Origin of the sequence: Streptomyces sp. NBC_01460 (assembly GCF_036227405.1) — a bacterium.
Lineage (GTDB): Bacteria > Actinomycetota > Actinomycetes > Streptomycetales > Streptomycetaceae > Streptomyces.
Map to the genome: position 1 here is coordinate 5,564,165 of NZ_CP109473.1, position 22,665 is coordinate 5,586,829.

The window sequence follows — 22,665 nt, forward strand, 5'->3', positions numbered from 1 at the left end:
TACGTCGGATGTGAGGACAGTGAGATGGACGCATTGCCGCTGGTGGCGCTCATCGCGGCCAGCGCGGCGGTCGCGGGGGCCGCGCGCCGGACCCCGGTCCCCGCACCGCTGCTGCTGGTGGCCGCAGGCCTGCTGGCCTCGTACCTGCCGGGGGTGCCGACCTACACGCTCGACGCGCACATCGTGCTGCCCCTGCTGCTCCCGCCGCTGCTGTACACGGCGGCGGTCGACAGCTCGTACCTCGACCTGCGGGCCAATCTGAGGCCGGTCGCGCTGCTCTCCGTGGGGTACGTGCTCTTCGCGACGGTCGCCGTGGGGTGGCTGGCCTATCTCCTCGTGCCGGACCTGCCCCTCGCCGCCGCCCTGGTGCTCGGTGCGGTGGTCGCCCCGCCGGACGCGGTCACGGCCGCCGCGATCGCCCGCAGGGTCGGTCTGCCCGCACGGGTGACGACGATCCTCCAGGGTGAGTCCCTGGTGAACGACGCCACCGCGATCACCGCCTTCAAGGTCGCCCTCGCCGCCGCCGTCGGCGAGGGCATGAGCTGGGGCGCCGGGGCAGGTGAGTTCCTGCTCGCGTCGGTCGGCGGCGTCGCCGTCGGCCTGTTGCTGATGGTGCCGCTGCACTGGCTGCGCACCCACCTCAAGGAGGCGCTGCTCCAGAACACCCTGTCGCTGCTGATCCCCTTCGTCGCCTACGCGGCGGCGGAGCGGGTGCACGCCTCCGGGGTGCTCGCCGTGGTCGTCGTCGCCCTCTACCTGGGGCACCGCTCCTGGCAGGTCGACTTCGCGACACGCCTCCAGGAGGCGGCCGTCTGGAAGATGGTCGCGTTCGTCCTGGAGTCCGCGGTCTTCGCGCTCATCGGGCTGCAGCTGCCCTTCGTGCTCAAGGGGCTGGGTGCGTACGGCGTGGCCGAGGCCCTCGGCTACGCCGTCCTCGTGTTCCTGGCCGTGGTCGTGGTGCGCTTCGTCTGGGTCTACCCGGCGACCTATCTGCCGCCCCGGCTCTCCAGGCGGATCAGGGAACGCGAGGGGGTGCCCCCGTGGAACTCGACCCTGATCGTGGGCTGGGCCGGGATGAGGGGCGTCGTCTCCCTCGCCATCGCCTTCTCCATCCCCATGGTCACGCACGACGGCGAGGACTTCCCCGCGCGCAACCTGGTGCTCTTCCTGACCTTCACGACCGTCATCGGGACGCTGGTCGTCCAAGGGCTCAGCCTGCCCCTCCTGGTGCGCGTGCTGAAGCTCCCGGGGCGCAGCGAACGCGCCGAGACCCTGGCGGAGGCGCAGGCGCAGAGCGAGGCCTCCACGGCGGCCGACGAGCGGCTGGAGGCGCTGCTGGCCGACCCGCGCAACGAACTCCCCGACTCCCTCACCCAACGGCTGCGGGCCGTCATGGAACGGCGCCGCAACGCCGTGTGGGAGCGGCTCGGCGCGCCCAATCCGGTCACCGGGGAGTCGGTGGACGACACCTACCGGCGGCTGGCGCGGGACATGATCGCCGCCGAGCGCGCGGTCTTCGTACGCCTCAGGGACGAGCGGCGGATCGACGACGAGATGCTGCGCGCCCTCCTGCGGCGGCTGGACCTGGAGGAGGCCGCCGCCTACCGGGAGTCGGACGGCCCCTGAGCGTGGTCCTCGGCCGGCCCGGGACGTCCCGTGACGACCGCGGTGACCGTGGACCCGGGGGCGAACGCGCCCTCCCCGGCCAGGACGGTCAGCCCGTACAGGAGCTTGGCCACGTAGAGCCGTTCCACGGGCAGGCCGTGCCGGTCCTCGAAGTCGTCGGCGAAGGCGTGCAGCTCCGGGGTCGTGCGGGCGTACCCGCCGAAGTGGAAGCGTTCGTCCAGCGACCACTCCCCGGCCGGTCCGCCGAACGCCTCCCGCTGCAGGTCGCGCACCGCCTCTCCCAGGAAGCCGCCACGCAGGACGGGGACGCCCAGGGCGCGTTGCCCCCGGCCGAGCCCGGCGGCCAGACCCGCGAGGGTGCCGCCGGTGCCGCAGGCGACCGCCACGGTCCCGGCCGGGCCGCACAGTTCGCGGCCGAGCTCTGTGCAGCCCTGTGCGGCGAGTGCGTTGCTGCCGCCCTCCGGGACGACCAGGCAGTCCCCGAAGAGCCTCAGCAGGCCTTCCAGGACGCCGGGGGAGGTCTTCGCGCGGTAGGTCGCGCGGTCCACGAAGTGCAGGCGCATGCCGTCGGCGGCGCACCGCGCCAGCGAGGGGTTCAGCGGGCGGTGGGCCAGCTCGTCGCCCCGTACGACGCCGACGGTGGGGAAGCCCAGCAGCCGCCCGGCGGCGGCCGTGGCCCTGAGGTGGTTCGAATAGGCCCCGCCGAAGGTCAGCACCGTACGGCCGGCGGCGGCACGGAGGCTGGGGGCGAGCTTGCGCCACTTGTTGCCCGGGAGGTCCGGGTGGATCAGGTCGTCGCGCTTGAGCAGCAGCGTCACGCCGTGCCGCGCGAAGCGCTCGTCCTCGGCCGGCTGCAGGGGTGAGGGGAGCACCGGCTGCAGCCGGGAGAGGTCGAGAGCGTCGTCGTCCATGCCTTCATTGTGTGCTGCCCGTACCGCCCTACTTCAGCCGGTCGTGGATCCGGTTGCGCATGCCCGTCATCGAGAAGCCGCGCGGGTCGACCTTGCCGGGCTGCCATTCCCGGTGCCCGATGACCGAGGGGGCGTCCCAGCCGTGGAAGCGGCAGACGGCGGCCGCGGCCTTCTCGATGGCCTCCAGCTGGACGGCGGGCCAGGGGTCCTTGCCGTCGCCGAGGTTCTCGCACTCGAAGCCGTAGAAGTGCCGGTTGCCGTCGGTGTTGGACTCGTTGTCCGCCGGCAGGCGCGTCTCGGCGATGACGGCGCGCAGGACGTCGTCGTCGCCGAGACCGGCGTGGTTGGCCCGGCCGTAGCCGACCAGATGGACCCGGCCGTCCTTGGCGATCACACCGTGGCAGAGCGGGCCCGGCAGGCCCGAGTAGCCGTCCCGGCAGATCTCGACGGTGCGGGCGGTTCCCTTCGTGACGGTGTGGTGGAGCATCACCCCGTGCACGGGTCCCCAGGGACCTTTGTGGTTGCGGTTGTGCGTACGCCAGTCGCCCACCTGGACGACGGTGAGTCCTTCGTCCTTCAGGGCCTTGAGGAAGCTGCTCGCGGACATCGGTGAGGACATGGCCTACTCCTTCGATACGGGTGGAGCGTGTGTCCGTACAGCGCTTGTACCGGAACAGGAGGCTCCGGCAAACCTGTTCGGGCACTGTTCGTGTCGTGTGCGACTCGATCCGGACACTCCGTACGTGGCCACGAGGCGTTGTGTTCAGTCCTGGGCGAGCCAGAGATCGGGGCCGAACACCTCGTAGTGGACGTCGGCCGGAGCGACGCCCCTGTCCAGGAGCTGGGAGCGGACCGCGCGCATGAAGGGCAACGGGCCGCAGAGGTAGGCGTGGGTGCCCGGAGCGACCTCCAGTCCGCCCAGATCGACCCTCCCGGTGCGCTCGGCGGGGTGTCCGGGCTCCGGGGTCTCGTACCAGAAGTGGGACGAGCCGCCGGGGAGGCCGGCGGCGAGTGCCCCGTGACGGGCGCGCAGCGCGTGGTCGGCGGGCGACCGGTCACCGTGCACCACGGTGACGGGCGCACGGTGACCCGCCTCGGCCAGGTGCTCCAGCATCGACAGGATCGGGGTGCAGCCGATACCGGCCGATGCCAGGAACAGGGGGGCGTCGGAGTCGTCGAGCACCAGGTCGCCGTAGGGTGCCGAGACGCGCAGCCGGCCGCCCGCGTGCAGCCTCGCGTGCAGGTGGGCGGAGACCTCGCCCTCCGGGCCCTCCGCGCCCCGCACCCGCTTGACCGAGAAGGAGCGCGGGCCCGGGCCGGGGGCCCCGGTGAGGCTGTACTGGCGTATCTGACGAGCGCCGTCGGGGAGTTCCACCTGGACGGAGACGTACTGGCCCGACCGGAAGGCGGGTGCCGGTGTGCCGTCGGCGGGGGTGATCGTGAAGGTGGCGACGTCGGGGGTGTCCTCGGTGCGGGAGGTCACCGTCCACTCGTGCCATACGTCGCCCGCCGTCACGTCCCGCTGCGCGTAGAGCCGCTCCTCGAAGGCGATCAGGGCGTTGGCCATCAGCCAGTAGACCTCGTCCCAGGCCGCGGCGACCTCGGGCGTGACCGCGTCGCCGAGCACCTCGGTGATCGCGGCGAAGAGGTGGGTGTGGACGATCGCGTACTGCGGGGCGGTGATGCCCAGTGAGGCGTGCTTGTTGGCGATGCGGCCCAGCATCACGTCGGGCCGGGTGCCGGGGTGTTCGACCAGGTGCGTGGCGAAGGCGGCGATGGAGCCGGCGAGCGCCCGGCGCTGTGTGCCGGAAGCCTGGTTGCCCCGGTTGAACAGGTCGCGGAGGAGCTCCGGGTGGGCGTCGAACAGCTTCCGGTAGAAGAGGTCCGCGATGTCCCCGACGGCCGCTCCCACGGCGGGAAGCGTGGCTCGGACAGTGGCGGTCGATGTGTCGGAGAGCATCGGTCGACTCCTCGGTGGGGAGGCGGGCCGCGCGTGCGGTCCGCATGTTGGTATCTGGGATGCATATTTTTGGCCGGGCGTGCCCGCCCATGGGTGCGGTGGGACGGGTCCGCCGGGCTGTGGCCGGATCAGTCGGCTGCGGGCCCGCCGCGGCTGATGCCGAGCAGGAGCGGACCGGTGGGGGACGAGACGAGATCGCCGACCGTGAGGGGGTCGAGCGAGGCGTAGAACGCCTCCTCGGCCCGGCGCAACGCGGAGCGGAGCAGGCAGGCGGACCGCAGGGGGCACGGGGTGCTGCCCTCGCATTCGACGACCTCGCCCGGTCCTTCCAGCCGCCTCACCAGCGCGCCGATCGACGCCGACCGTCCGGCGGTGGTGAGGGTGAGGCCCCCGCCCCGGCCGCGTCGCGCGTCGACCAGGCCGAGGTGCTGGAGGCGGGCGACGACCTTCGCCGCATGGGTGTAGGGCACCTGCATGGTGGCCGCCACCTCGCGGGTGGTCGGCGGGTCCTCGCCCTCCGCGACGGTGGTCAGGCGCATGAGAACCCGGAGCGCCACGTCGGTGAATCGCGTCAGCCGCATGGCCGCAGCGTAGGTAAGTTGCATAGGGGATGCAACTTAGGGCGGGCGTCCCCGGCCCGAGGGGGAGGGTCATGATGGAGGGAGCGGCTCCGTGACGGATGCGGGGTCGCGTGGTGCGAGAGAGGTGGTCAGCGGCCGTGCCGAAGCCGAACGCAGCCGACGGGATTCCGGCGAGCAAGGTCATCACCGACCCGGACAGCCTGGGCCGTTACGCGCACGACGAGGCGGAGTGGGCCCCGGCGGGGACGCCCCTCGCCGTCGTCCGGCCCCAGGACACCGACGAGGTACGGGCCGTCGTCGCGTACTGCGCCGGACGCCGGATCCCGGTGGTCCCGCGCGGCGCCGGTACGGGCCTCTCGGGCGGTGCCAACGCGGTGGACGGCGCCGTCGTGCTCTCGTTCGAGGACATGAACCGGATCCTGCGCATCGACCCGGTGGAGCGCATCGCCGTCGTCCAGCCGGGCGTCGTCAACGACGACCTGCGCGCCGCCTGCGCCGCCGAGGGGCTCTGGTACCCGCCGGACCCGGCGAGCTCGCCCTGGTCCACCATCGGCGGCAACACCGCCACCAACGCCGGGGGCATGTGCTGCGTCAAGTACGGCGTCACCCGCGACTACGTGCTCGGGCTGGAGGCCGTCAACGGCCTCGGTGAGGTCGTGCGGATGGGCCGGCGGACCGCGAAGGGTGTCGCCGGGTACGACCTGTGCGGGCTGTTCGTCGGTTCCGAGGGCACCCTCGGCGTGATCACCGAGATCACCGTGAAGCTGCGCGGCGCGCGTCCCGCCGAGCGCACGGTGGCGGGCTTCTTCGACTCGGTCGTCGCCGCGGGTGACGCCGTGAGCCGGGTGACGGCCGCGGGCATCGTGCCCTCCGCGCTCGAACTCCTCGACCGGCACTGCCTGAAGGCCGTCGACGAGTGGAAGAACATGGGGCTGTCGGCGGACGCGAACGCCATCCTGCTCGGCCGGGTCGACACCCCGGGGGCCGCGGGTGACGCCGAGGCCGAGGCCGTACGGGCCTGTTTCGCGGAGGCCGGCGCCGCCTGGGCCGAGGTCTCCACCGACCAGGCGGAGGCGGACGCCCTGTTCCAGGCCCGCCGCCTCGCCTACCCCGCCCTGGAGCGCCTGGGGCCGGTGCTCACCGAGGACGTGGTCGTGCCGCGGTCCCGCGTCCCGCAGATGCTGGCACGGGTCGAGGAGATCGCCGGTGAGTACGACGTCCTGATCGCCAACATCGCCCACGCCGGCGACGGCAACCTCCACCCCCTCATCATCACCGAGCCGGGGGACGACGCCGCCCGCGCCCGCGCCCAGCTCGCCTTCGAGGACATCCTCGACGCGGCGATCTCCTTCGGCGGCACCGTCACCGGTGAGCACGGGGTGGGCCTGCTGAAGATGGGCGGCATGGGCCGGGAGGTGGGCCCCGTGAACCTCGCCATGCAACGGGCGGTCAAGGCCGCCCTGGATCCGCACGGCATCCTCAACCCGGGCAAGGTCGTCACCTCGGGCGCACCGCTGTCCGGCTGACCCGCCCTACCGCAGGGGCTCACTGAGCTCCACGGCCCGCAGCGCCGCCGCGAGCGCCCGCTCGTCGCCGACGTCGAGGGCCGTGTCGGTCAGCTTGATGACGTGCTCGTCGCCGTGCGCCAGGGCCAGCTCGAAGACCTCCTCGGGCGTCACCGCGCCCGGCGGGACCCACGCGACCGGGGCGTCCGGCGCGTACATGGCGGTGACCGCGGCCGAGGCGGTCCACGCGGCCCGGAGGCTCGGCACCCACAGGGCGCGCGGGAGCGCGGGGAGCGTCCGGAGGACGGCGTTCGGCGCGGTGGCCGCGTGCACCAGCATCGTCTCCTCGCCGTGGCCGTGCGTGGCGTACCGGTGGGTGGCCGCCCGTACCAGCTCGGTGAGCCGGCGGTGCGCCTCGTCCGGGTCCGTGACCGACGCGGCCCACACCGGCAGGCTCGTGACGCGGCCGAGCCGGTCGGGGAAGCCGCCCTCCCGCCCGGCGACGGGCCGTACCGCGTCGAGGGCCGCGCTCGCGCTGTCGGCACCGGTCACCGGGACGAGGCCGGTGACGGCGTGGTGGCGGGCCGCCCAGTAACCGAGGCCGTGCGCGAGCTCGTTCAGCCGCGGCTCGGTGCTCTCGCCGGCCAGGAGCGTGCGCACGGCGTGGCCCACGCGGATCACCGGGTGCGTCGACCCGCCGTACATGCCGGGCAGGAGACGGGGCCACCACTGGGCGAGCACGTCGCGCCAGGGCCGCTCGGCGATCTCGCGGCCGAAGTGGCCGATCCAGTCGGCGGCGCGGCGCGGGTCGCCCAGCGCGGAGCGCCAGTCGGCGTCCGTGACGGGCTCCACGCCGGACGGGAACTCCTCGAGCCGGGACGCGTACACGTCGAGCCAGCGGTGCACGGCCTCCGGCCGGCCGTGGGCGGCGAGGGCCTCGACGGCCATCGGCGCGTGGTTGGTGAGCCGGCCGAGGCGCTCGGGACCGGAGCGGTGCAAGCGCTGGAGCGCCTCGTCGAGGGTGCCTGTCGTATCCATGACGAGAACGCTAGGCCGCCGTCCCCGGCGCCGTAACGGGCGGAGGTCCGGGGCGCGTGACGGGCTGAGGACCTAGGTCCCCGGGCCGGCGGCCCTGGGTCCGCGACCGCCTCGCACGGTTCGCGCCCGGTCCGTACGCGGGCGCCCGGATGCGGGCAACGTTCCCGTTCCACACCCGATTAGTCACACTCTTTTGTGTAATAGCGCGCGGTGTCCTCGGGCTGGAAGTGTGCTTCTCGCAGGTCAGCCCATGATCGAGAGGATGTCGGATGTCCGTTGGTGAAGAGGTTCGCGACACGCAGCCGCCGCAGCAGCAGAGTCTCGGCACAGCGGCTGCGCGGAACCTCGCGACGACCACCAAGTCCGCCCCGCAGATGCAGGAGATCACCTCACGGTGGCTGCTGCGCATGCTGCCGTGGGTACAGGTGCAGGGCGGTGCCTACCGGGTGAACCGCCGGCTGAGCTACTCGGTCGGGGACGGCAGGGTCACCTTCGTCCAGACCGGTGACCGGGTCACGGTCATCCCCGCCGAGCTCGGCGAGCTCCCCGCCCTGCGCGACTTCGGTGACGAGGAGGTACTGGCCGAGCTGGCGCGCAGGTGCGAACAGCGCGACGTCGCGGCGGGCGAGGTGCTCGTCGCGGCCGGTGACGCGGCGGACCGCGTCCATCTGCTGGCCCACGGCAAGGTCGAGAAGATCGGCACCGGGCCGTACGGTGACGAGACCGTGCTCGGAGTCCTCGCGGACGGCGCCTACTTCGGCGACCACGTCCTGATCGACGGGGACGCGAACTGGGAGTACACGGCCCGCGCGGTGACCGCCTGCACGCTGCTGACCCTGCGCCGGTCGGACGTGCTCAACCTCGCGGCCCGCGCGGACTCGCTCCGCGACCACCTCGCCGGGCTGCTCGCCATCCCCCACCAGCGGACCAACCGCTACGGCGAGGCGGAGATCGACCTCTCGGCGGGCCACGTGGGGGAGAGCGTCGTCCCGCACACCTTCGTCGACTACGAGTCGGCGCCCCGCGAGTACGAACTGAGCGTCGCCCAGACCGTGCTGAAGGTCCACAGCAGGGTGTCCGACCTCTACAACCAGCCGATGAACCAGACCGAGCAGCAGTTGCGGCTCACGGTCGAGGCGCTGCGCGAGCGCCAGGAGCACGAGCTCATCAACAACCGGGAGTTCGGCCTGCTCAACAACTGCGACTACGGGCAGCGGCTCCAGCCCCACGACGGGGCGCCCGGACCGGACGACATGGACGAGCTCCTGTCGCGGCGGCGCGGATCGAAGCTGTTCCTCGCCCATCCGCGGGCCATCGCCGCGTTCGGCCGTGAGTGCAACAGGCGGGGCCTGGTGCCGGAGACCATCGAGGTCGGGGGACACCACGTGTCCTCGTGGCGCGGTGTGCCGATCTTCCCGTGCGACAAGATCCCCGTCACCGACGCCCGTACCACCTCCATCATCTGCATGAGGACCGGTGAGGAGGACCAGGGAGTCATCGGGCTCCAGCAGAGCGGCATCCCGGACGAGATCGAACCGAGCCTCTCGGTCCGCTTCATGGGCATCGACGAGCAGGCGATCATCTCGTACCTCGTGACGGCGTACTACTCCGCCGCCGTCCTGGTGCCCGACGCGCTCGGTGTCCTGGAGAACGTGGAGGTGAGCCGCTGGCGGTGACGCTCCCCGGGCCCGGGCGGCGACCGCCCGGGCCCCGGCAGGGCCGAGGCCGCGACCAAGGTGCCCCGAGGCACCCGGAAGGAGTGACCGTGACCATGACCAGTTCGGATGCCGCGATGGAGGGGCACAAGGCCGCCACGCTGCTGGAACACACGCGCAGCGCCGTCGACCCGCACCTTCGCGCCGCCGTCGAAACGCTGCCCGGGGCGATACGCCGGGTCGCCATGTACCACTTCGGCTGGCAGAACGCCGACGGCACACCGGCGTCCGGGCAGGCCGGCAAGGCCATCAGACCGGCACTCGTCCTGGCCGCCGCCCGTGCCCTGGGGGGCGACCCGGAGGCGGCGATGCGGGCGGCCGTCGCCGTCGAGCTCGCGCACAACTTCACCCTGCTCCACGACGACGTCATCGACGAGGACACCACGCGGCGGCACCGGCCCACGGCCTGGGCGGTGTTCGGGGTGCCGGACGCCGTGATCACCGGGGACGCCATGTCCTCCCTCGCCCTGAGGCTGCTGGCCGACGACCCGCACCCCGCGTCCGCACAGGCCGCGGTCCGGCTCTCCACCTGCGTCATCGAGCTCTGCGCCGGCCAGCAGGCCGACTGCGCCCTGGAGGAGCGCGGCCCCGAGGACGTCACCCTGGACGAGTGCCTCGCCATGGCCATGGCCAAGACGGGCGCCCTGCTCGGCTGCGCCTGCGCCCTGGGCGCGCTCTACGCGGGGGCGGGGGAGCAGGAGGTCCGGGCGATGGACGGCTTCGGCCGGGAGGCGGGCCTCGCCTTCCAGCTCATCGACGACCTGATCGGCATCTGGGGGGACACGGCCCGCACGGGCAAGCCGGTCGGGGCGGACCTGACCGCTCACAAGAAGTCCCTTCCGGTGGTCGCGGCGCTGACCTCGGACACACCGGCCGCCACCGAGCTCGCCGCCCTCTACCGGGGTGCCCTGAACACCTCGGGGGAGGTGGGGAGTGCGGCCGACGCGGTCGACCGGGCCGGTGGCCGGGACTGGGCGCAGACCGCCGCTGCGGACCGGATGGCCCGGGCCGTCCACCACCTGTCCCGTGCCGTGCCCGCGCCGGACGCCGCCGGAGACCTGCTGGCACTGGCCGAGTTCGTCACCCGAAGAACCCACTGAGGCGGGCCGCCCGTGGCCGCCGCCGTCCCCAACTCTAGTATTCCGTGCGTTGGTCGGGAGGGGCATCCTTCCCTCATCACCACGGGACGAAGGGGGCGGGGCCGGCCATGGGCGTACGCGTTCGGCAGGCGGACGGGCGGGACAGGGACCTGGTCGTACGGATCCTGGAGGAGGCGTTCCACGACGATCCGGTGAGCAGCTGGGTCTTCCCGGACGAGGAGCACCGGCGCGCGGTGCACGGGAAGTTCCTCGGTGTCTTCGCCGACGTCACGCTGGAAGAGGGCCGGATCGATCTGCTGGAGGACGGTACGGCGACCGCCCTCTGGCTCTCCGTGCCGGCGGGTGCGCCCGAGGAGGAGGACGACACGCCGGCCCTCATGCGGGAGACGGCGGACCCCGGCAACGAGCGGTGCGAGCTGGTGGGGAGGCTGACGGGCGCCGTCCACCCCCACGACCGTGCGCACGCGTACCTGTTGATGATCGGCGTCTCCCCGGAGCGGCAGGGCGAGGGCCTGGGCGATGCGCTGATCAGAGGCGTCCTGGAACGGTGCGACCGTGAAGGGACCCCCGCCTATCTGGAGGCGAGCAGCGCGCGCAGCCGTGCGCTCTACGAACGCCTCGGATTCACCTTCACGGGACGGACGGTCGACCTTCCCGACGGCCCGCCGATGTGGCCCATGTGGCGTGAGCCCCAGGGCGGATGAGCGGGACCCGGCGGACGGGGCCGCGGAAGAGGAGGATGCCGCAGGGCAGGGCCGCGGAAGGGGAGGGTGCCGCCGGGCGGGTCCCGGGGCACGGCTACAGTCCCTGCTCATGACAGATGAGTCGTGGGCAGGCTGGTACCGGGACCGTCGTGGTTCCGAGGCAGTCATCCTCACCACGGACGGACAGCAGCTCCGCATCCGCGTCCGGGGCACGGACTTCGAGGGCGAGAGCTTCGACGGCCTGGGCCCGGTGGCGGGCGCACCGGTCCAGGAGGGTCTGTTCGACCTGGTCGACGGTGTGCTCGACGACTGCGTACTGGAGTGGGACCTCCCGCTGCCGGTGCTCGTGTCCGGCACGGTCCGGCAGGCCACCCTCGGCTGTCTGCTCTCCCTGCGCAGGGAGGACCCGGATCTGTATCTCGCCCTCCATCTGGACGGGGCGGTGTACGAGTCGAACCGTGCCGAGGGCGACTTCGCCGCCGCGCTGGCCACGATCCAGCGGATCCTGCCGCCGGACATGCATCTGCAGACCTGCATAGCCTGCGCCTTCTCCGACTACTTCCCCGCCCCCGTCCGGGGCCTGTCCGGTGGGCTCGCCTGCTTCCGCGGGGCCAAGGACGCCTACCGTGACGTGGAGGGCGGCGACGACGTCGCCGGCCTGTGGGACCGGCGCACCGGATTCGTCCAGGAGATCTGGAGCTGCCGGGAGTTCGAGCCGCGCCCGGCGCACGGCGCCGGCACCGGGCATCGCGGCGCCTTCCCCCTGGAGCTCGCCTGACGGTTCCCGTCACCCCGAAGGGGCCGCTCCGCACAGACGGAACGGCCCCCTCGGTGCGTGATGCGTGATGCGTGGTGCCGGGTGTCAGGAGGTGGCGCGGGCGAGGGCGGCCGCGAGGCCGTTCTGCCACAGGGAGTTCACCCGTGAGCGCTCGGTGGCGTTCGGATAGGCGTTCGTGCAGGAGGTGCCGGGGCCGCCGCCCGACATGAGCTCGCTGCACGGTCCCGTGTAGTGGTCGGGCAGTCCGAGCACGTGCCCCGTCTCGTGGGCGGTGACGCGGGTCGAGTTGTACTGCCGGTTCTGCGCGTAGTCGAGGAAGATGTAGCCGCTGCCGTGGCCGTCGGTGCTGGCGTACGAGCCCCGGGAGTCGTTGCCCTCGTAGTAGGAGAAGTCCGCGTTGGAGCCCTCCTGCAGCTTGACGTTGGAGACCGAGCTGTTCCAGATGCTGGTGCTGCTCGCTATCTGGCTGCGGAAGCTGGGGGCGTTGGTGGTGCTGTAGACCACGGTGACCGCCTGCGCGCCCGGCTTGGCGGCCCGCTTCTCGGCCACGGACTTCATGACGGCGTCGAAGAAGGCCTTGTTGGCGGCGGCGTTCTCGCTCGAACCGGCGTACGCGGCGAAGCCGGCCTGTGCGGTGGAGCCGGCCCGCGCGGTGCCGGCGGAGGACGCGGGACCCGCGTCGGCGGCGACCGCGGGTGCGGTGCCCAGTGCGGCGGCGAGTCCGAGACCGGCCACGGCCGACATGACAGCTGTCCTGAGGTGTCTCATGGGGGGTGTCTCCTGCCTGTCCGAAGAACCCCGCCCGGGGACCGGGCGGGGAACGGGTGGGGGGTACGGACAGAGTCTCCGGCCGGGCGGGCCCCCGCGGATGATGTCAACCGGCGATAGCGCCGCCTTATCACCCCGGCATGACGCACACGGAATCAGCACGTGCCGGTCGCCCCGACACCCCCTGAACCGTCCCCCTTTGGTGGGGTTGGGACATCTGGTGCTCGACGTGCGAACAGCCATACCCTCGCCGTCATGGAGCTCGAGGTGAGACACCTCAGGGCGCTCTGCGCCATCGCGGACACGGGCAGCCTGCACCGGGCGGCGCGGATGCTGGGCGTCAGCCAGCCCTCCCTGACCACCCAGCTCCAGCGGATCGAGAGGACGATGGGGGCGGAACTGTTCCGCCGGGAGAGGACGGGCTGCCGGCCCACCCTCCTGGGCCGTGCCGTCCTCAGCCGGGCACGCCCGCTGGTGGACGGCATGTCGGCCCTGGTGGGTGCCGCGCTGGCGGAGGCCGAGGCCGCCCGGGCGGGCGGCCCCCGCCTCCGGATCGGGTCGACCGCGAGCCGGGTCATCGGCGGCTGGCTGCGCGGACTTCGGGTGAGGCTGCCCGGTACCGACATCTCGCTCCGGGTGGACGTCTCGGCCCGGTCGCTCCTCGGGGCGGTGGCGGCCGGCCGGCTCGACGTGGCCTTCGTGCACGAGGTGGAGGGCTGTCCGCTCGCCGTCCCGGACGGGCTGATCCAGCGCGTACTCGTGGAGCGCGAACCGCAGTTCATCTCCCTGGCCCGGGACCACCCGGCGGCCGGACGTGCCGTGGTGGACCTCGACGACCTGGCGGGCGACCGGTGGATGGTCGACCCCTCGGTGGACGGTGAATGGGACGGGGTCCGCCGCGTCCTCGGTGCCGCCGGTCTCGATCCGCCCGTCCTGCACGGCGACTACCTCACGGCCGCCTCCCTCGTCGTCCTCGGGGAGGCGGTCGCCCCCTGCCAGCCGACCTCGGGCCCGCGCGACGACATGGCGATCCGCCCGCTGCGCGGGGACCCGCTGGCGGTGCGGCTGCTCCTGGTCTCGAGGCCGGGAGCGGACATGGATGCCGTGTACGAGGAACTGGAGGCGGCCTACCGCGACGCGGCGCGGCGGGCGGAGGAGTACCACCGGTGGCTGCTGCGCCACAGCAGCCCTCTCGCGCACACGTCCTGAGCGGGATGGTTCCCCGTTCTGCCGAGAGCGACATCCCGTTTCCTCCGGCCGCGACGACGGGCAGGACCCCCGCATGAGGCTCTTGATGCTGGGCGGTACGGAATTCGTGGGACGCGCGGTCACCGAAGCGGCTCTCGGGCGCGGATGGGAGGTGACGGTCTTCCACCGAGGCCGCCACGCGGCACCACCCGGGGTGCGGACGCTGACCGGTGACCGCACGGCTGGTGAGGCGGGCCTCGCGGAGCTGTCCGACGGCACCTGGGACCTGGTGGTCGACACCTGGAGCGGCGCGCCCTCGGCCGTGCGGGACGCCGCCCGGCTGCTGTCGGGCCGTGCCGGGCACTTCAGCTATGTCTCCAGCCGTTCCGTGTACGAGTACCCCGCCCCGGCGGGGCTGGACGAGGACGGTCCGCTCGTGGCCGGAGCCTCTCCCGACGCCGGCTCCGACGTCTCGTACGCCCTGGCCAAACGAGGCGGGGAGCTGGCGGCGCAGGACGCGTTCGGTGACCGGGCGCTGCTGGCCCGTGCCGGCCTCATCCTCGGCCCCGGGGAGAACATCGGCCGTCTGCCGTGGTGGCTGGGCCGGACGGCCCGGGGCGGGGACGTGATCGCGCCGGGGCCGCCGGACGCCGGGCTCCAGTACATCGACGCCCGCGATCTGGCGGACTGGCTGCTGGACGCCTCGGCGGACGGCCTGTCAGGGGCGTACAACACGGTGAGCCGTCCGGGGCACACCACCATGGGGGAGTTCCTGGACACCTGCGTCCGTGTCACCGGATCGCGGGCCCGGCTGCGCTGGACCGACCCCGAAGTGCTTCTCGCGGCGGGTGTCGAACCATGGACGGACCTGCCGGTCTGGCTGCCCGCCGGGGAGCTCCACGACACCCTGCACAGGGGCGATGGCACCAAGGCGCACGCCGCCGGGCTGCGGTGCAGACCCGTCGGGGAGACCGTCGCCGACACCTGGGCCTGGCTGCGCGGTCTGGGAGGCACCGCCCCGCAGCGGCCCGACCGGCCGGTCCTCGGTCTCGACGCGCGGACGGAGGCGAAGCTCCTCGCCTCACCCGACAGCGCTTAGCGTGGCCCGATGACCGAAGAGCTGCTGCACCTCACCGAAGAGCCCCTGTGGGAGGCCGCCCGCAGAGCGGGGACGTACGAGATGTCCACACGGGGCCGCACCCTCCGGGAGGAGGGGTTCATCCACTGCTCGCTGCCCCATCAGCTCCCGGCCGTCGCACGGGCGTTGTACGGGTCCGACGACGAGGGCCTGGTGGTGCTCGTCATCGATGCCGCACGGCTCGGGTCGCCCGTGAGGTACGAGGCCATGGAGCCCGGCGGTGAGGAGTTCCCGCACCTCTACGGACCGCTGCCGGCGGACGCGGTCGTGGAGATGCGCACCTGGGCCGCCCGATCCGCACGCACCGTGCGCGGGGAGGGCGGGGCCCGGTGATCAGTCCCCTCGTCGCGGTCACCGGTGCGAGCGGGGCGGTCGGCGGCCGGGTGGCCGAGCGGCTGGCCCGGACCGGCGTCCCCGTGCGCCTCCTCGGCCGGGACCCCTCCCGGCTCCCCAGGCTCCCCGGCACGGACACCGCGCCCCCGGCGCCGTACGGGGACGGGGAGGCGATGCGGCGCGCGCTCGACGGCGCGCACACCCTGTTCCTCGTCTCGGCGCACGAGAGCCCGGGCCGGGTGCTGGAGCACACCACGGCGGTGGACGCCGCTCTCGCCGCGGGCGTCGAGCGCATCGTCTACGTGTCGTTCCTCGGTGCGGCACCGGACGCGACGTTCACGTTCGCCCGTGACCACTGGCACACCGAGGCACACATCCGGATGACCGGAGTGCGCCACACCTTCCTCCGCGACAGCTGGTACCTGGCGGCGTTCCCCGCGATGACGGACGCCGACGGCATCCTGCGCGGGCCGGGCGGCGAAGGGCGGGTGTCGGCCGTCTCCCACGAGGACATCGCGGACTCGGCGTCAGCAGTCCTGCTGGACGAGGGAACCGCCCACGACGGCAGGACGTACGACCTGACGGGCCCCGAGGCGATCACCCTGGCGGAGGCGGCCGCCGAGCTGAGCCGCCGTACGGGACGAGTGATCCGGTACGTCCCCGAGACAAGGGAGGAGGCGTACGCCTCACGCGCCCACCACGGCGCCGAGGACTGGGAAGTGGCCGGCTGGGTGACGTCGTACGAGGCGATCGCCGCGGGTGAACTGGAGAGGGTCTCGGACGCCGTACCCACACTCACGGGCCGCCCGGCGCAGAGCCTGTCCGCCTACCTCCGAGAGAACCCGGCGAGCTGGCGCCACCTGCTGGCGGGCTCGGACTCCTGATTCCTCAGGGCGGATGGGAGTAGCGTGCCGTGCCCTGCCGCCCTGCCCTACCGGGGCGTCCGGGCGGCCGGGCGGCCGGGCGTCCGGCGGGAACACGACCGCACCCGGCCCATCGGGGTCGCCGTGAACGGCGGACGATGGGCCGGGTGCGGACAGGTAGGCGACGTGACCGGTGAAACTCCCAGGTCAGACGGCCTAACCGTAGATCAGGCCTTCTTGGTCTCCAAGTAATGGGGTGGGTCGGTGACCTGCGGCGATGATAGCTGTAGGTCGCTGACCTGGCTTTTTACTGTTGGCTGGCGATGGGGTACGACGGTCCTGATCGGGTGTCCTGCGGACTGTGTGCGGACTGCCGAGGCGCTCAGTGCTCCCCCGTCGGGCTGTGGGCGGATCTCCGTAGTCGCTATCTGGTGGCAGCGACTGTCCTCAGCTCAGCAGCCCCTTGAGGTTGAGCGCGTTCATGAGTTCGGCACGTGCCTTCAAGAAGTCGTCACGTGCTTCAGACAGGTCAGCCAGAGCCTGCTCGTATCGCTGACGGTCGGATCGCTTCCACTCGGGAGGCACTTCGACGTACAACGGCAGGCTCGGCCCATCTTCGGGGGGAAACATGCCCTCTAGCTCGGCGTGCAGGCGCTCGAGGCTGCTCAGGAACGCGTCGTGCATGTGTGCCAGTTCGGAGTCGATGAACGCAACGTCGTCGTAACGAAGCTCGTCAAGCGCCTTCCCGACGGCCTGCGTGTACTCGTACTTCACCCGTCGCATTGGGGGCTGGCTCTGCACGAACCGCAACCACTGAGCTTCGAAGGGCACGGCAGTGAGGATCCGCTGGGCCTTGGTGCGGTCCAAGGCCGCCGGCGGTTCCTTGACAGCCTCTGGTGCGCCTGCCTCGTCTTCGGGCGGAGCGCCAATGACCATCCACCCTGCCGAGAGGTGTCGGTGGGCTTCCGGAGGACTCCAGAAGACCGTTCGGTCTCCACGCCGCACAGGGATGGCGACGCCGACCGAGCCGCCATTCTTCCCGGTGGGGGCGGGGATGACGAAGGGGCGCGCAGCGTGTGGCTGGGCCGGGATATCAATGCTCAGCACCCCCTTGTTGTCGCCTCGGTCGATCCATTCCAGCCTCAACCCTTGAATCTGCGGGAAGACCCGTTCGTCGATCAGCTTGCTGTACGTGTCGACGTTCACTCGCTCCCGCGGCACGGGATTGACCTCAGACACGGTCTCGACTGCGTTGGCTGTGCTTGTCTTGAAGCCAATGATGAGTAGCCCGCCGGTGAGGGCGTTGGCGAAACTTGCCACGTCCTTGACGAGTTCCTCCTTGTGATGGGCGTCCTGGTCGACCGCGTACGGCATGGACTTGACGTCCATCCAGTCGGACTCTTCGAGCCCTATCAGCGCTTCAAGGTCACCGGTGCTGAGCGCCTGGCGCACGTCATCAATGTTCACGGGCTCAGCATGGACGGCGGGACTGCCCGCGTAAACGCCTTATGCCCATGGCTGTTCCGATCGGGAGATCTTGATGGCGAGGGCACCAAGGGCTTCCTTCTCGGGCCCGTAGATGGTGCGGATGTTGGCCAGCTGCTGGTCGCTGGTGGCGGTCGGGTTGACGTTTGTCGGGCCCTCGCCGTCGAGGAGGGCTTCGAAGTCGGGGTACTCGGTGACGCGGAGGACCTTTACGTCGCAGGTCTCGTCGGTGCCCTTGATGCGGAAGCGGATGGTGTCACCGGCGGTGAGGTCGGCGAGGTGCGGGTACTTGACCCGCACCTCGATGGTCTTGGCGCCCGCAGCGACGAGCTCGAAGTACTGGCGGTAGAGGTTGAGCTCTCGGACGCGGGCGGTGCGGTCGGTCATCGGGAAGGAACGCTCCTGGGGGATGGTGCGGTGATCAGGCGGCCGATCTCGGCGGCCGAGTACGAGCGGAAGAAGTGGCGGGGGTCGGAGAGCAGGGTCTCGGTCATGGCGAGCAACTGGTCGGCGTACTCGGTGACGGTGCCGGGCCACGGCCGGGTGTCGAGCGTCCAAGGGGCAGCGCCCTCAGGCAAGGGGGCACCGCCTTCTCATGTGACGGATATTCGACAGCTTGACGCCGGCGATGGTCACGACCAGGGGCTTCAGCGGCGTGGAGCCGCCGGGCAACTGGCTCGCTCCTGCCGATTTGATCAGGATCGGAAAATGTGTGCAGTCTCAGCCGTCCCGAGTTAAGGTACGGCAGAACTCACTCCAGAGGGACCATCATGCTCGGAAAGTTCAAACGTTCGCGTCACGTCGACGGCGATTTTCTCACGTGCGCAATCGAAGATGCTGTGCTGGACCAGATCCAAAAAGGTTTGGATCCTGAGCGCGTCAGCGACCTTATCTCCACCGCGGTCCCCGATGTGATCAACGAATTGGCGCCTCAGTTGGCTGCCGCGATGATGAAAGACAAGCGAACGCTCCGAGCGAATAAGCGTATAGATCGTAGGTTCGATCGGAGGCTCCAGAAGAAGTGGGGTAAAGCCCTCGATCTTTACTGGGTCCTTCATTCAGTGTGTGCCGAATTGGGTGAGAAGGAAGCGCGTAAGAAGAGGGAGAGCCTGGCGCCCGCTCAGGAGTACACGCTGGAATCCCTTACGGGTCTTCATGTCACCGCCTGCCGCGTAGCAGGCGAGGTTTTTACCCTTCTCTCGCATGGGCATCCAAGGGGTGCCATGGCGCGATGCCGCATGCTTCACGAGACGGCTGTCATCGCTTGCGTGATTGCAGACGCAGCCGCCGACCCTGACCACCATGACCTGGCCGAACGATTTCTTGATCACGAGATCGTCGGCTTGAGGCGTGACGCTCTCCAGTTCCAAAGGGATCACGCGACTCTTGGCGAGGAACCGCTTGAGCAGGCGTACGTTGACGAACTTGAAAAGCGATACGCTGAAGTGCTCTTGAAATATGGACAGGGCTTCAAGCGTGATTACGGATGGGCTAAGAGGTTTTCACCCGACGATAATCTTCGCAAGCTGGAGGAGAAAACCTCCCTGAGTCATGTGCGCCCCTATTATCAATGGGCAAGCAGTGAGGTGCATTGTGGTGCGAGGGGGCTCGGTCAGAACTTCATAGAATACCGAGGGCTTGTCCTGCGGGATGTCGGAAAGGTCAATGTAGGGCTTATCGATCCGGCGATCATGGCGCTCAACTCGTTGATTCAAGTTACGTTCTCTCTTGCGGTTAGCGGAGCTCCGGAAGGTCCAGATGTTGAGGTGCTTCTTTGCATGCGGGCGATTGAGGAAATGAGGTCGGCTTGTTCGCGGGCCTTCGCGGATGCGCAAGTCGAAATTGATCGCACTGAGGAGCGAATTGTGAAGCGCATGCAGAGGAAGAATCCCAGCCGTTGACTGGCAGCGTTTGCTTGCCACTGGCTTCGCATTGGGTGGGCGCGCGGGGGAGTTTTGCAAGATCGCACCGGTGTCCTCGACGAGGGGTTCTGCTGTCCTCCACTCATGCATACTTCGCTGAGAACGGGATCGCCGCCCTTCCAGGAGGCGGGTTCAATTGGCGAAGTGCCGCCCTGGCAACTGGTCGAGCCGCAGTTGACGCTTCTAATGCCAGCCGTCGAGGGAGACCTCAGGGCCTCCCGTGAGGTATCGGTGAAGGGCACTTGAAGTGGTGTCGACGAAATTCTCGGGTACTGCGTCGGCGTCGACCCACTGGACCTGAGAGTGCTTGCGGGGTTCGCGGTTCTCGGGTTCGCCAGCCCATTCGTGGACAGCGAAGACGACGGTGAGGAAGCCGTTGGGGGCTTCGACGCCCCAGGCGCCGTGAATGATGTGGGCGACCTTGAGGGACTCCGGCTTCACCGTGAGGCCGGTCTCCTCGTAGAGCTCGCGGACTGCCGTCTCGGTGATGGGCTCGCCCGGTTCGCTCTTGCCGACGGGCAGGTCCCACATCCCCTGGGCGAACTTCGCGTTCTCGCTGCGCTGGAGGAGCACGACGCGGTTGGTGGCCGTGTCGTGGACGATGACGGCCGCGACCAGCAGGGTCATCGAGTCGAGTGCCGGCTTGAGGGCCGGGGGGCGGTTGTCGGTCTGCTGGGCCACGGGGTTCCCTTCGTCGGGCGGGTTGTTGGGCATGTTAGGCGAGGGCCTCGCGGGCGCGGCGGGCGAGATCTGCGGCCCCGGGGACGCGGCGGCGCTGGTAGATCGCGAGCGTGGAGCGGAGCGAGGTGATCGCCTTGCGGGTGCGGTTTGAGGTCATGCCTTCCATGAGGACCAGGGCCTGTGTCCAGGCGGCGACGGCTTCATCGGCTCGGGCTTGGGCTGCGAGGCTGTCGCCGAGGTCGGCGTGGGTGAGTGCGTGGACGCGCTTGTACTTCTCCGGGTCCCAGCGGGTGAGCGCGTCGCGGTGCTGTTGTTCCGTGCCGATGTGGTCGGCGAGGTCGGTCAGCGTGCGGGCGGTGTGGCTGGCCACGGTGCCGGCGGCGGGGCCGCTGACGCGGGAGAAGCTGGGCTGGGGACCGTCCTCGCGGAGGAGGGCGTCTTCGGCGGCGAGCAGAGCACGAGCGGCCAATGGGTTCTCGCCGACGGCTGCGTAGGCGCGGGCGTGCGTGATGTGGAGGAGCGCTTCCGTCTGGCCGTCGACGTGGCCGAGGCCGCGGGCGAGCGCGCCTTTGACGAGGTCCACGCAGTGGTGGGGTTGCTTGAGGCTGAGGGACTGGTGGGCGAGGGCGCGCATCATCCATGCGGCGTGGCCGTGGGGGTCGGCTTCGCAGGCGAGCTGGTAGCCGACCTGGTAGTAGCGCTGGGCAGCGCCTTCTTGTCCAAGGTCGTGGTGCTTCCAGCCTGCGAGGTAGGCGAGTTCGGCGACGGCGCCGAAGGCTGCCTGGCGTAAGGCTTCTGTGGGGAAGCGGCCGCGCAGCATGGGGGCTGCCGTGTCGGCGAGGTAGGCGGTGACTGTGGTGAGGCCGTGGCCGCCGCCGAGGCGTTCGTCGGCGGCGCTGAAGGCCGCCGTGATCTGCCGTACGACGTCGATGTCGTCGCTGCCGACGAGGGAACGGGCGGTGCGGGCGCGGAGCATCCGCGAGGTGGCCTCGTGGTCGTGCAGGAGCGGCATGGCCACGCCGGCCGTGGTGAAAGCGGCGATGGCGAGGAAGCGGCGGCGCTCGACATCCGCGCGGCCGAGGTCGGTGACCGCGGTGACGGGGTCGGTGTCCGGTGGCGACTCCGTATCGGGTGAGTGGAGGCCGAGCTCGGTTCGAGTGACGACCCGGCCCAGCCGCCGGGAGAGGGCTTCGGCAAGGTACTGGCCGGCCCTGCCGGACGGCGTGCGGGCACCGCCCACCCAGTGGGAGATGGCCGACTTGTTGGTCTGGAGCAGTTCGCCGTTCTCGGCAGCGATCCGGCGTACGTCCCTGGCGAGTGCCTCGTACGTGCACCCGACGGCGTTGATCGTGTCGCGCAGGCGGGAGTTGGCGCTGGTCGGTGCCGGCACGATCGCCTCCGCTCCGTATCCGTAAACCGTGTATACCGCTTGACCTCGCTCACACCGTACCCACTCTGCGTAGCGGGCGGTTCACTTATCGACAGCCGCCCCACTCACGGCATCGCGGGCCGGGCGGCTCCCAAGTTCCGTGCGCCCCAACGGGTTCGGGCATTCCTATGCCTCGCCCCGGACGATCAGAGACGGAGACACGGTGACCACCATCGACACCGCAACCATCACGGTCGAGCTGCCCGACGCCTTCGACCCGCGCTGGAACCGCCTGCCCGGCATTCAGGTCGACGGCCGGCGCATCACCATCGACCCGGCCGAGTACTTCTTCCGCTTCGAGTCGAACACCTGGCTCGTCGCCGACTGGGAGCTGATCAAGACTCAGCTCCTCGACGTGGACGAGACGACCGAGAGCGCGGTCGAGCAGCTCGCGCTTGACTTCATCAAGAACCACGGCGAGTCCACCTCCGACGCGGCCCGCGTGCTGGCGACGGCGTACGAGGTGTACTCGTACCTCTTCCGCGAGGAGCACCTGGCCGGCCTCGGCCTCCCGCAGATCACCGTCGAGCACCTGAGGATGCTCCGTGAGGCGGCCACGCTGATGGCGCTCAACAAAGTCGAGCTGGACGGGCACATCTCCAACATCGGCCCGTGCTGGTTCTTCCCGGCCGCCACCTCCGTCGTCTTCGACCTGGACGACGAGATGGGCGGGATGCTCGACGAGGTCTACCACGGTGGCTGGTTCAACGAGCACCGCCGGATCGAGTCGATCAAGGCCCACGCCGCCCTCGGCGGCCGGCTCGTGCACGGCTGCCAGTCCGTGCCGGACCAGTCCGGCGGCGTGGTCGCGCCCTACGGGGCGTCGATGGCCAGGTTCCGCGACGACCTCGCCGCGTTCAAGGCGGGCTGGATCGAGCAGGTCTACGCCCACCGCGTGAATCCCGCCGCGTAACCCACCCGATCAAGCTACGGGGCGGGC

The 22,665-nt window shown here is 70.8% G+C and carries 23 protein-coding genes; 12 read left to right on the forward strand and 11 right to left on the reverse strand.

All coding sequences use genetic code 11. The annotated features are described in order from the left end of the window. The first annotated feature begins 24 nt into the window (after positions 1–24). The gene (locus tag OG488_RS25240; RefSeq protein WP_329232716.1) at positions 25–1,626 is read left to right on the forward strand and encodes a Na+/H+ antiporter; all 1,602 of its coding nucleotides are present in this window, start codon (positions 25–27) and stop codon (positions 1,624–1,626) included. On the opposite strand, the gene OG488_RS25245 is transcribed toward OG488_RS25240, so the two are convergent. The 4 genes from OG488_RS25245 to OG488_RS25260 form a co-directional block, all read right to left on the reverse strand. Further along, on the reverse strand, positions 1,602–2,537 hold the full coding sequence (locus OG488_RS25245) for a 1-aminocyclopropane-1-carboxylate deaminase/D-cysteine desulfhydrase (RefSeq protein WP_329232717.1): 936 nt from the start codon (positions 2,535–2,537) through the stop codon (positions 1,602–1,604). The two genes, OG488_RS25240 and OG488_RS25245, sit on opposite strands and share 25 nt — an antisense overlap. 28 nt (positions 2,538–2,565) lie before the next feature. Beyond that, on the reverse strand, positions 2,566–3,156 hold the full coding sequence (locus OG488_RS25250; RefSeq protein WP_329232719.1) for an N-acetylmuramoyl-L-alanine amidase: 591 nt from the start codon (positions 3,154–3,156) through the stop codon (positions 2,566–2,568). A 144-nt stretch (positions 3,157–3,300) separates the two neighbouring features. Further along, positions 3,301–4,497, reverse strand: a complete 1,197-nt coding sequence (locus OG488_RS25255; RefSeq protein WP_329232721.1) for a globin domain-containing protein — start codon at positions 4,495–4,497, stop codon at positions 3,301–3,303. A 128-nt stretch (positions 4,498–4,625) separates the two neighbouring features. Continuing rightward, positions 4,626–5,078 carry an RrF2 family transcriptional regulator gene (locus OG488_RS25260; protein WP_329232723.1) on the reverse strand — a complete coding sequence of 151 codons (453 nt, stop codon included), beginning with the start codon at positions 5,076–5,078 and terminating at the stop codon, positions 4,626–4,628. Positions 5,079–5,176: 98 nt separating this feature from the next. Here OG488_RS25260 and OG488_RS25265 point away from each other — a divergent pair, with 98 nt between their 5' ends. Then, entirely contained in the window at positions 5,177–6,604 is a 1,428-nt protein-coding gene (locus OG488_RS25265) for an FAD-binding oxidoreductase (RefSeq protein ID WP_406464474.1), read from the forward strand. Positions 6,605–6,610: 6 nt separating this feature from the next. Here the strand turns inward: OG488_RS25265 and OG488_RS25270 are convergent, their stop codons facing one another. Then, a complete protein-coding gene (locus OG488_RS25270) occupies positions 6,611–7,621 on the reverse strand; it encodes a questin oxidase family protein (RefSeq protein ID WP_329232727.1) in 1,011 nt (336 codons plus the stop codon). A gap of 269 nt (positions 7,622–7,890) precedes the next feature. Here OG488_RS25270 and OG488_RS25275 point away from each other — a divergent pair, with 269 nt between their 5' ends. From OG488_RS25275 to OG488_RS25290, 4 genes are all read left to right on the forward strand, one after another. Continuing rightward, on the forward strand, positions 7,891–9,297 hold the full coding sequence (locus tag OG488_RS25275; protein WP_329232729.1) for a family 2B encapsulin nanocompartment shell protein: 1,407 nt from the start codon (positions 7,891–7,893) through the stop codon (positions 9,295–9,297). 95 nt (positions 9,298–9,392) lie between these two features. Continuing rightward, entirely contained in the window at positions 9,393–10,436 is a 1,044-nt protein-coding gene (locus OG488_RS25280) for a family 2 encapsulin nanocompartment cargo protein polyprenyl transferase (RefSeq protein WP_329232730.1), read from the forward strand. Between the two features lie 107 nt (positions 10,437–10,543). Then, positions 10,544–11,140, forward strand: a complete 597-nt coding sequence (locus tag OG488_RS25285) for a GNAT family N-acetyltransferase (RefSeq protein WP_329232732.1) — start codon at positions 10,544–10,546, stop codon at positions 11,138–11,140. A 109-nt stretch (positions 11,141–11,249) separates the two neighbouring features. Continuing rightward, positions 11,250–11,918, forward strand: a complete 669-nt coding sequence (locus OG488_RS25290) for a DUF6304 family protein (protein ID WP_329232733.1) — start codon at positions 11,250–11,252, stop codon at positions 11,916–11,918. An 84-nt stretch (positions 11,919–12,002) separates the two neighbouring features. Here OG488_RS25290 and snpA read toward each other — a convergent pair whose 3' ends face one another. Beyond that, positions 12,003–12,686, reverse strand: coding sequence for a snapalysin (gene snpA / locus OG488_RS25295; protein ID WP_329232735.1), 684 nt, complete (start codon positions 12,684–12,686; stop codon positions 12,003–12,005). Between the two features lie 255 nt (positions 12,687–12,941). Here snpA and OG488_RS25300 point away from each other — a divergent pair, with 255 nt between their 5' ends. The 4 genes from OG488_RS25300 (at position 12,942) to OG488_RS25315 (ending at position 16,229) form a co-directional block, all read left to right on the forward strand. After that, positions 12,942–13,895 carry a LysR family transcriptional regulator gene (locus OG488_RS25300; RefSeq protein ID WP_329232737.1) on the forward strand — a complete coding sequence of 318 codons (954 nt, stop codon included), beginning with the start codon at positions 12,942–12,944 and terminating at the stop codon, positions 13,893–13,895. Positions 13,896–13,968: 73 nt separating this feature from the next. Continuing rightward, on the forward strand, positions 13,969–14,973 hold the full coding sequence (locus OG488_RS25305; protein WP_329232739.1) for an NAD-dependent epimerase/dehydratase family protein: 1,005 nt from the start codon (positions 13,969–13,971) through the stop codon (positions 14,971–14,973). 9 nt (positions 14,974–14,982) lie between these two features. Then, a complete protein-coding gene (locus OG488_RS25310; RefSeq protein ID WP_329232741.1) occupies positions 14,983–15,345 on the forward strand; it encodes a DUF952 domain-containing protein in 363 nt (120 codons plus the stop codon). Further along, on the forward strand, positions 15,342–16,229 hold the full coding sequence (locus tag OG488_RS25315; RefSeq protein WP_329232743.1) for an SDR family oxidoreductase: 888 nt from the start codon (positions 15,342–15,344) through the stop codon (positions 16,227–16,229). The genes OG488_RS25310 and OG488_RS25315 overlap by 4 nt, the downstream gene beginning before the upstream one ends. A 426-nt stretch (positions 16,230–16,655) precedes the next feature. Here the strand turns inward: OG488_RS25315 and OG488_RS25320 are convergent, their stop codons facing one another. Genes OG488_RS25320 through OG488_RS25330 form a run of 3 tightly spaced genes read right to left on the reverse strand, consistent with a single transcriptional unit; the run spans position 16,656 to position 18,271 of the window. After that, on the reverse strand, positions 16,656–17,675 hold the full coding sequence (locus OG488_RS25320; protein WP_329232744.1) for an AlbA family DNA-binding domain-containing protein: 1,020 nt from the start codon (positions 17,673–17,675) through the stop codon (positions 16,656–16,658). Positions 17,676–17,714: 39 nt separating this feature from the next. Then, positions 17,715–18,080 carry an ASCH domain-containing protein gene (locus OG488_RS25325; protein ID WP_329232746.1) on the reverse strand — a complete coding sequence of 122 codons (366 nt, stop codon included), beginning with the start codon at positions 18,078–18,080 and terminating at the stop codon, positions 17,715–17,717. Further along, entirely contained in the window at positions 18,077–18,271 is a 195-nt protein-coding gene (locus OG488_RS25330; protein WP_329232747.1) for a hypothetical protein, read from the reverse strand. Before OG488_RS25330 ends, OG488_RS25325 begins: the two co-directional genes overlap by 4 nt. Before the next feature lie 192 nt (positions 18,272–18,463). On the opposite strand from OG488_RS25330, the gene OG488_RS25335 reads away from it, so the two are divergent. Continuing rightward, complete coding sequence (locus OG488_RS25335) at positions 18,464–19,594, forward strand: DUF5677 domain-containing protein (protein WP_329232748.1); 1,131 nt, start codon at positions 18,464–18,466, stop codon at positions 19,592–19,594. A 204-nt stretch (positions 19,595–19,798) separates the two neighbouring features. On the opposite strand, the gene OG488_RS25340 is transcribed toward OG488_RS25335, so the two are convergent. Both OG488_RS25340 and OG488_RS25345 read right to left on the reverse strand, forming a co-directional pair. Next, positions 19,799–20,329: an NUDIX domain-containing protein gene (locus OG488_RS25340; protein ID WP_329232750.1), complete on the reverse strand. Its 531-nt coding sequence runs from the start codon at positions 20,327–20,329 to the stop codon at positions 19,799–19,801. A gap of 1 nt (position 20,330) precedes the next feature. Beyond that, positions 20,331–21,686 carry a tetratricopeptide repeat protein gene (locus OG488_RS25345; protein ID WP_329232751.1) on the reverse strand — a complete coding sequence of 452 codons (1,356 nt, stop codon included), beginning with the start codon at positions 21,684–21,686 and terminating at the stop codon, positions 20,331–20,333. Between the two features lie 202 nt (positions 21,687–21,888). On the opposite strand from OG488_RS25345, the gene OG488_RS25350 reads away from it, so the two are divergent. Further along, the gene (locus OG488_RS25350; RefSeq protein WP_329232753.1) at positions 21,889–22,638 is read left to right on the forward strand and encodes a hypothetical protein; all 750 of its coding nucleotides are present in this window, start codon (positions 21,889–21,891) and stop codon (positions 22,636–22,638) included. The last annotated feature ends 27 nt before the right edge of the window (positions 22,639–22,665 follow it).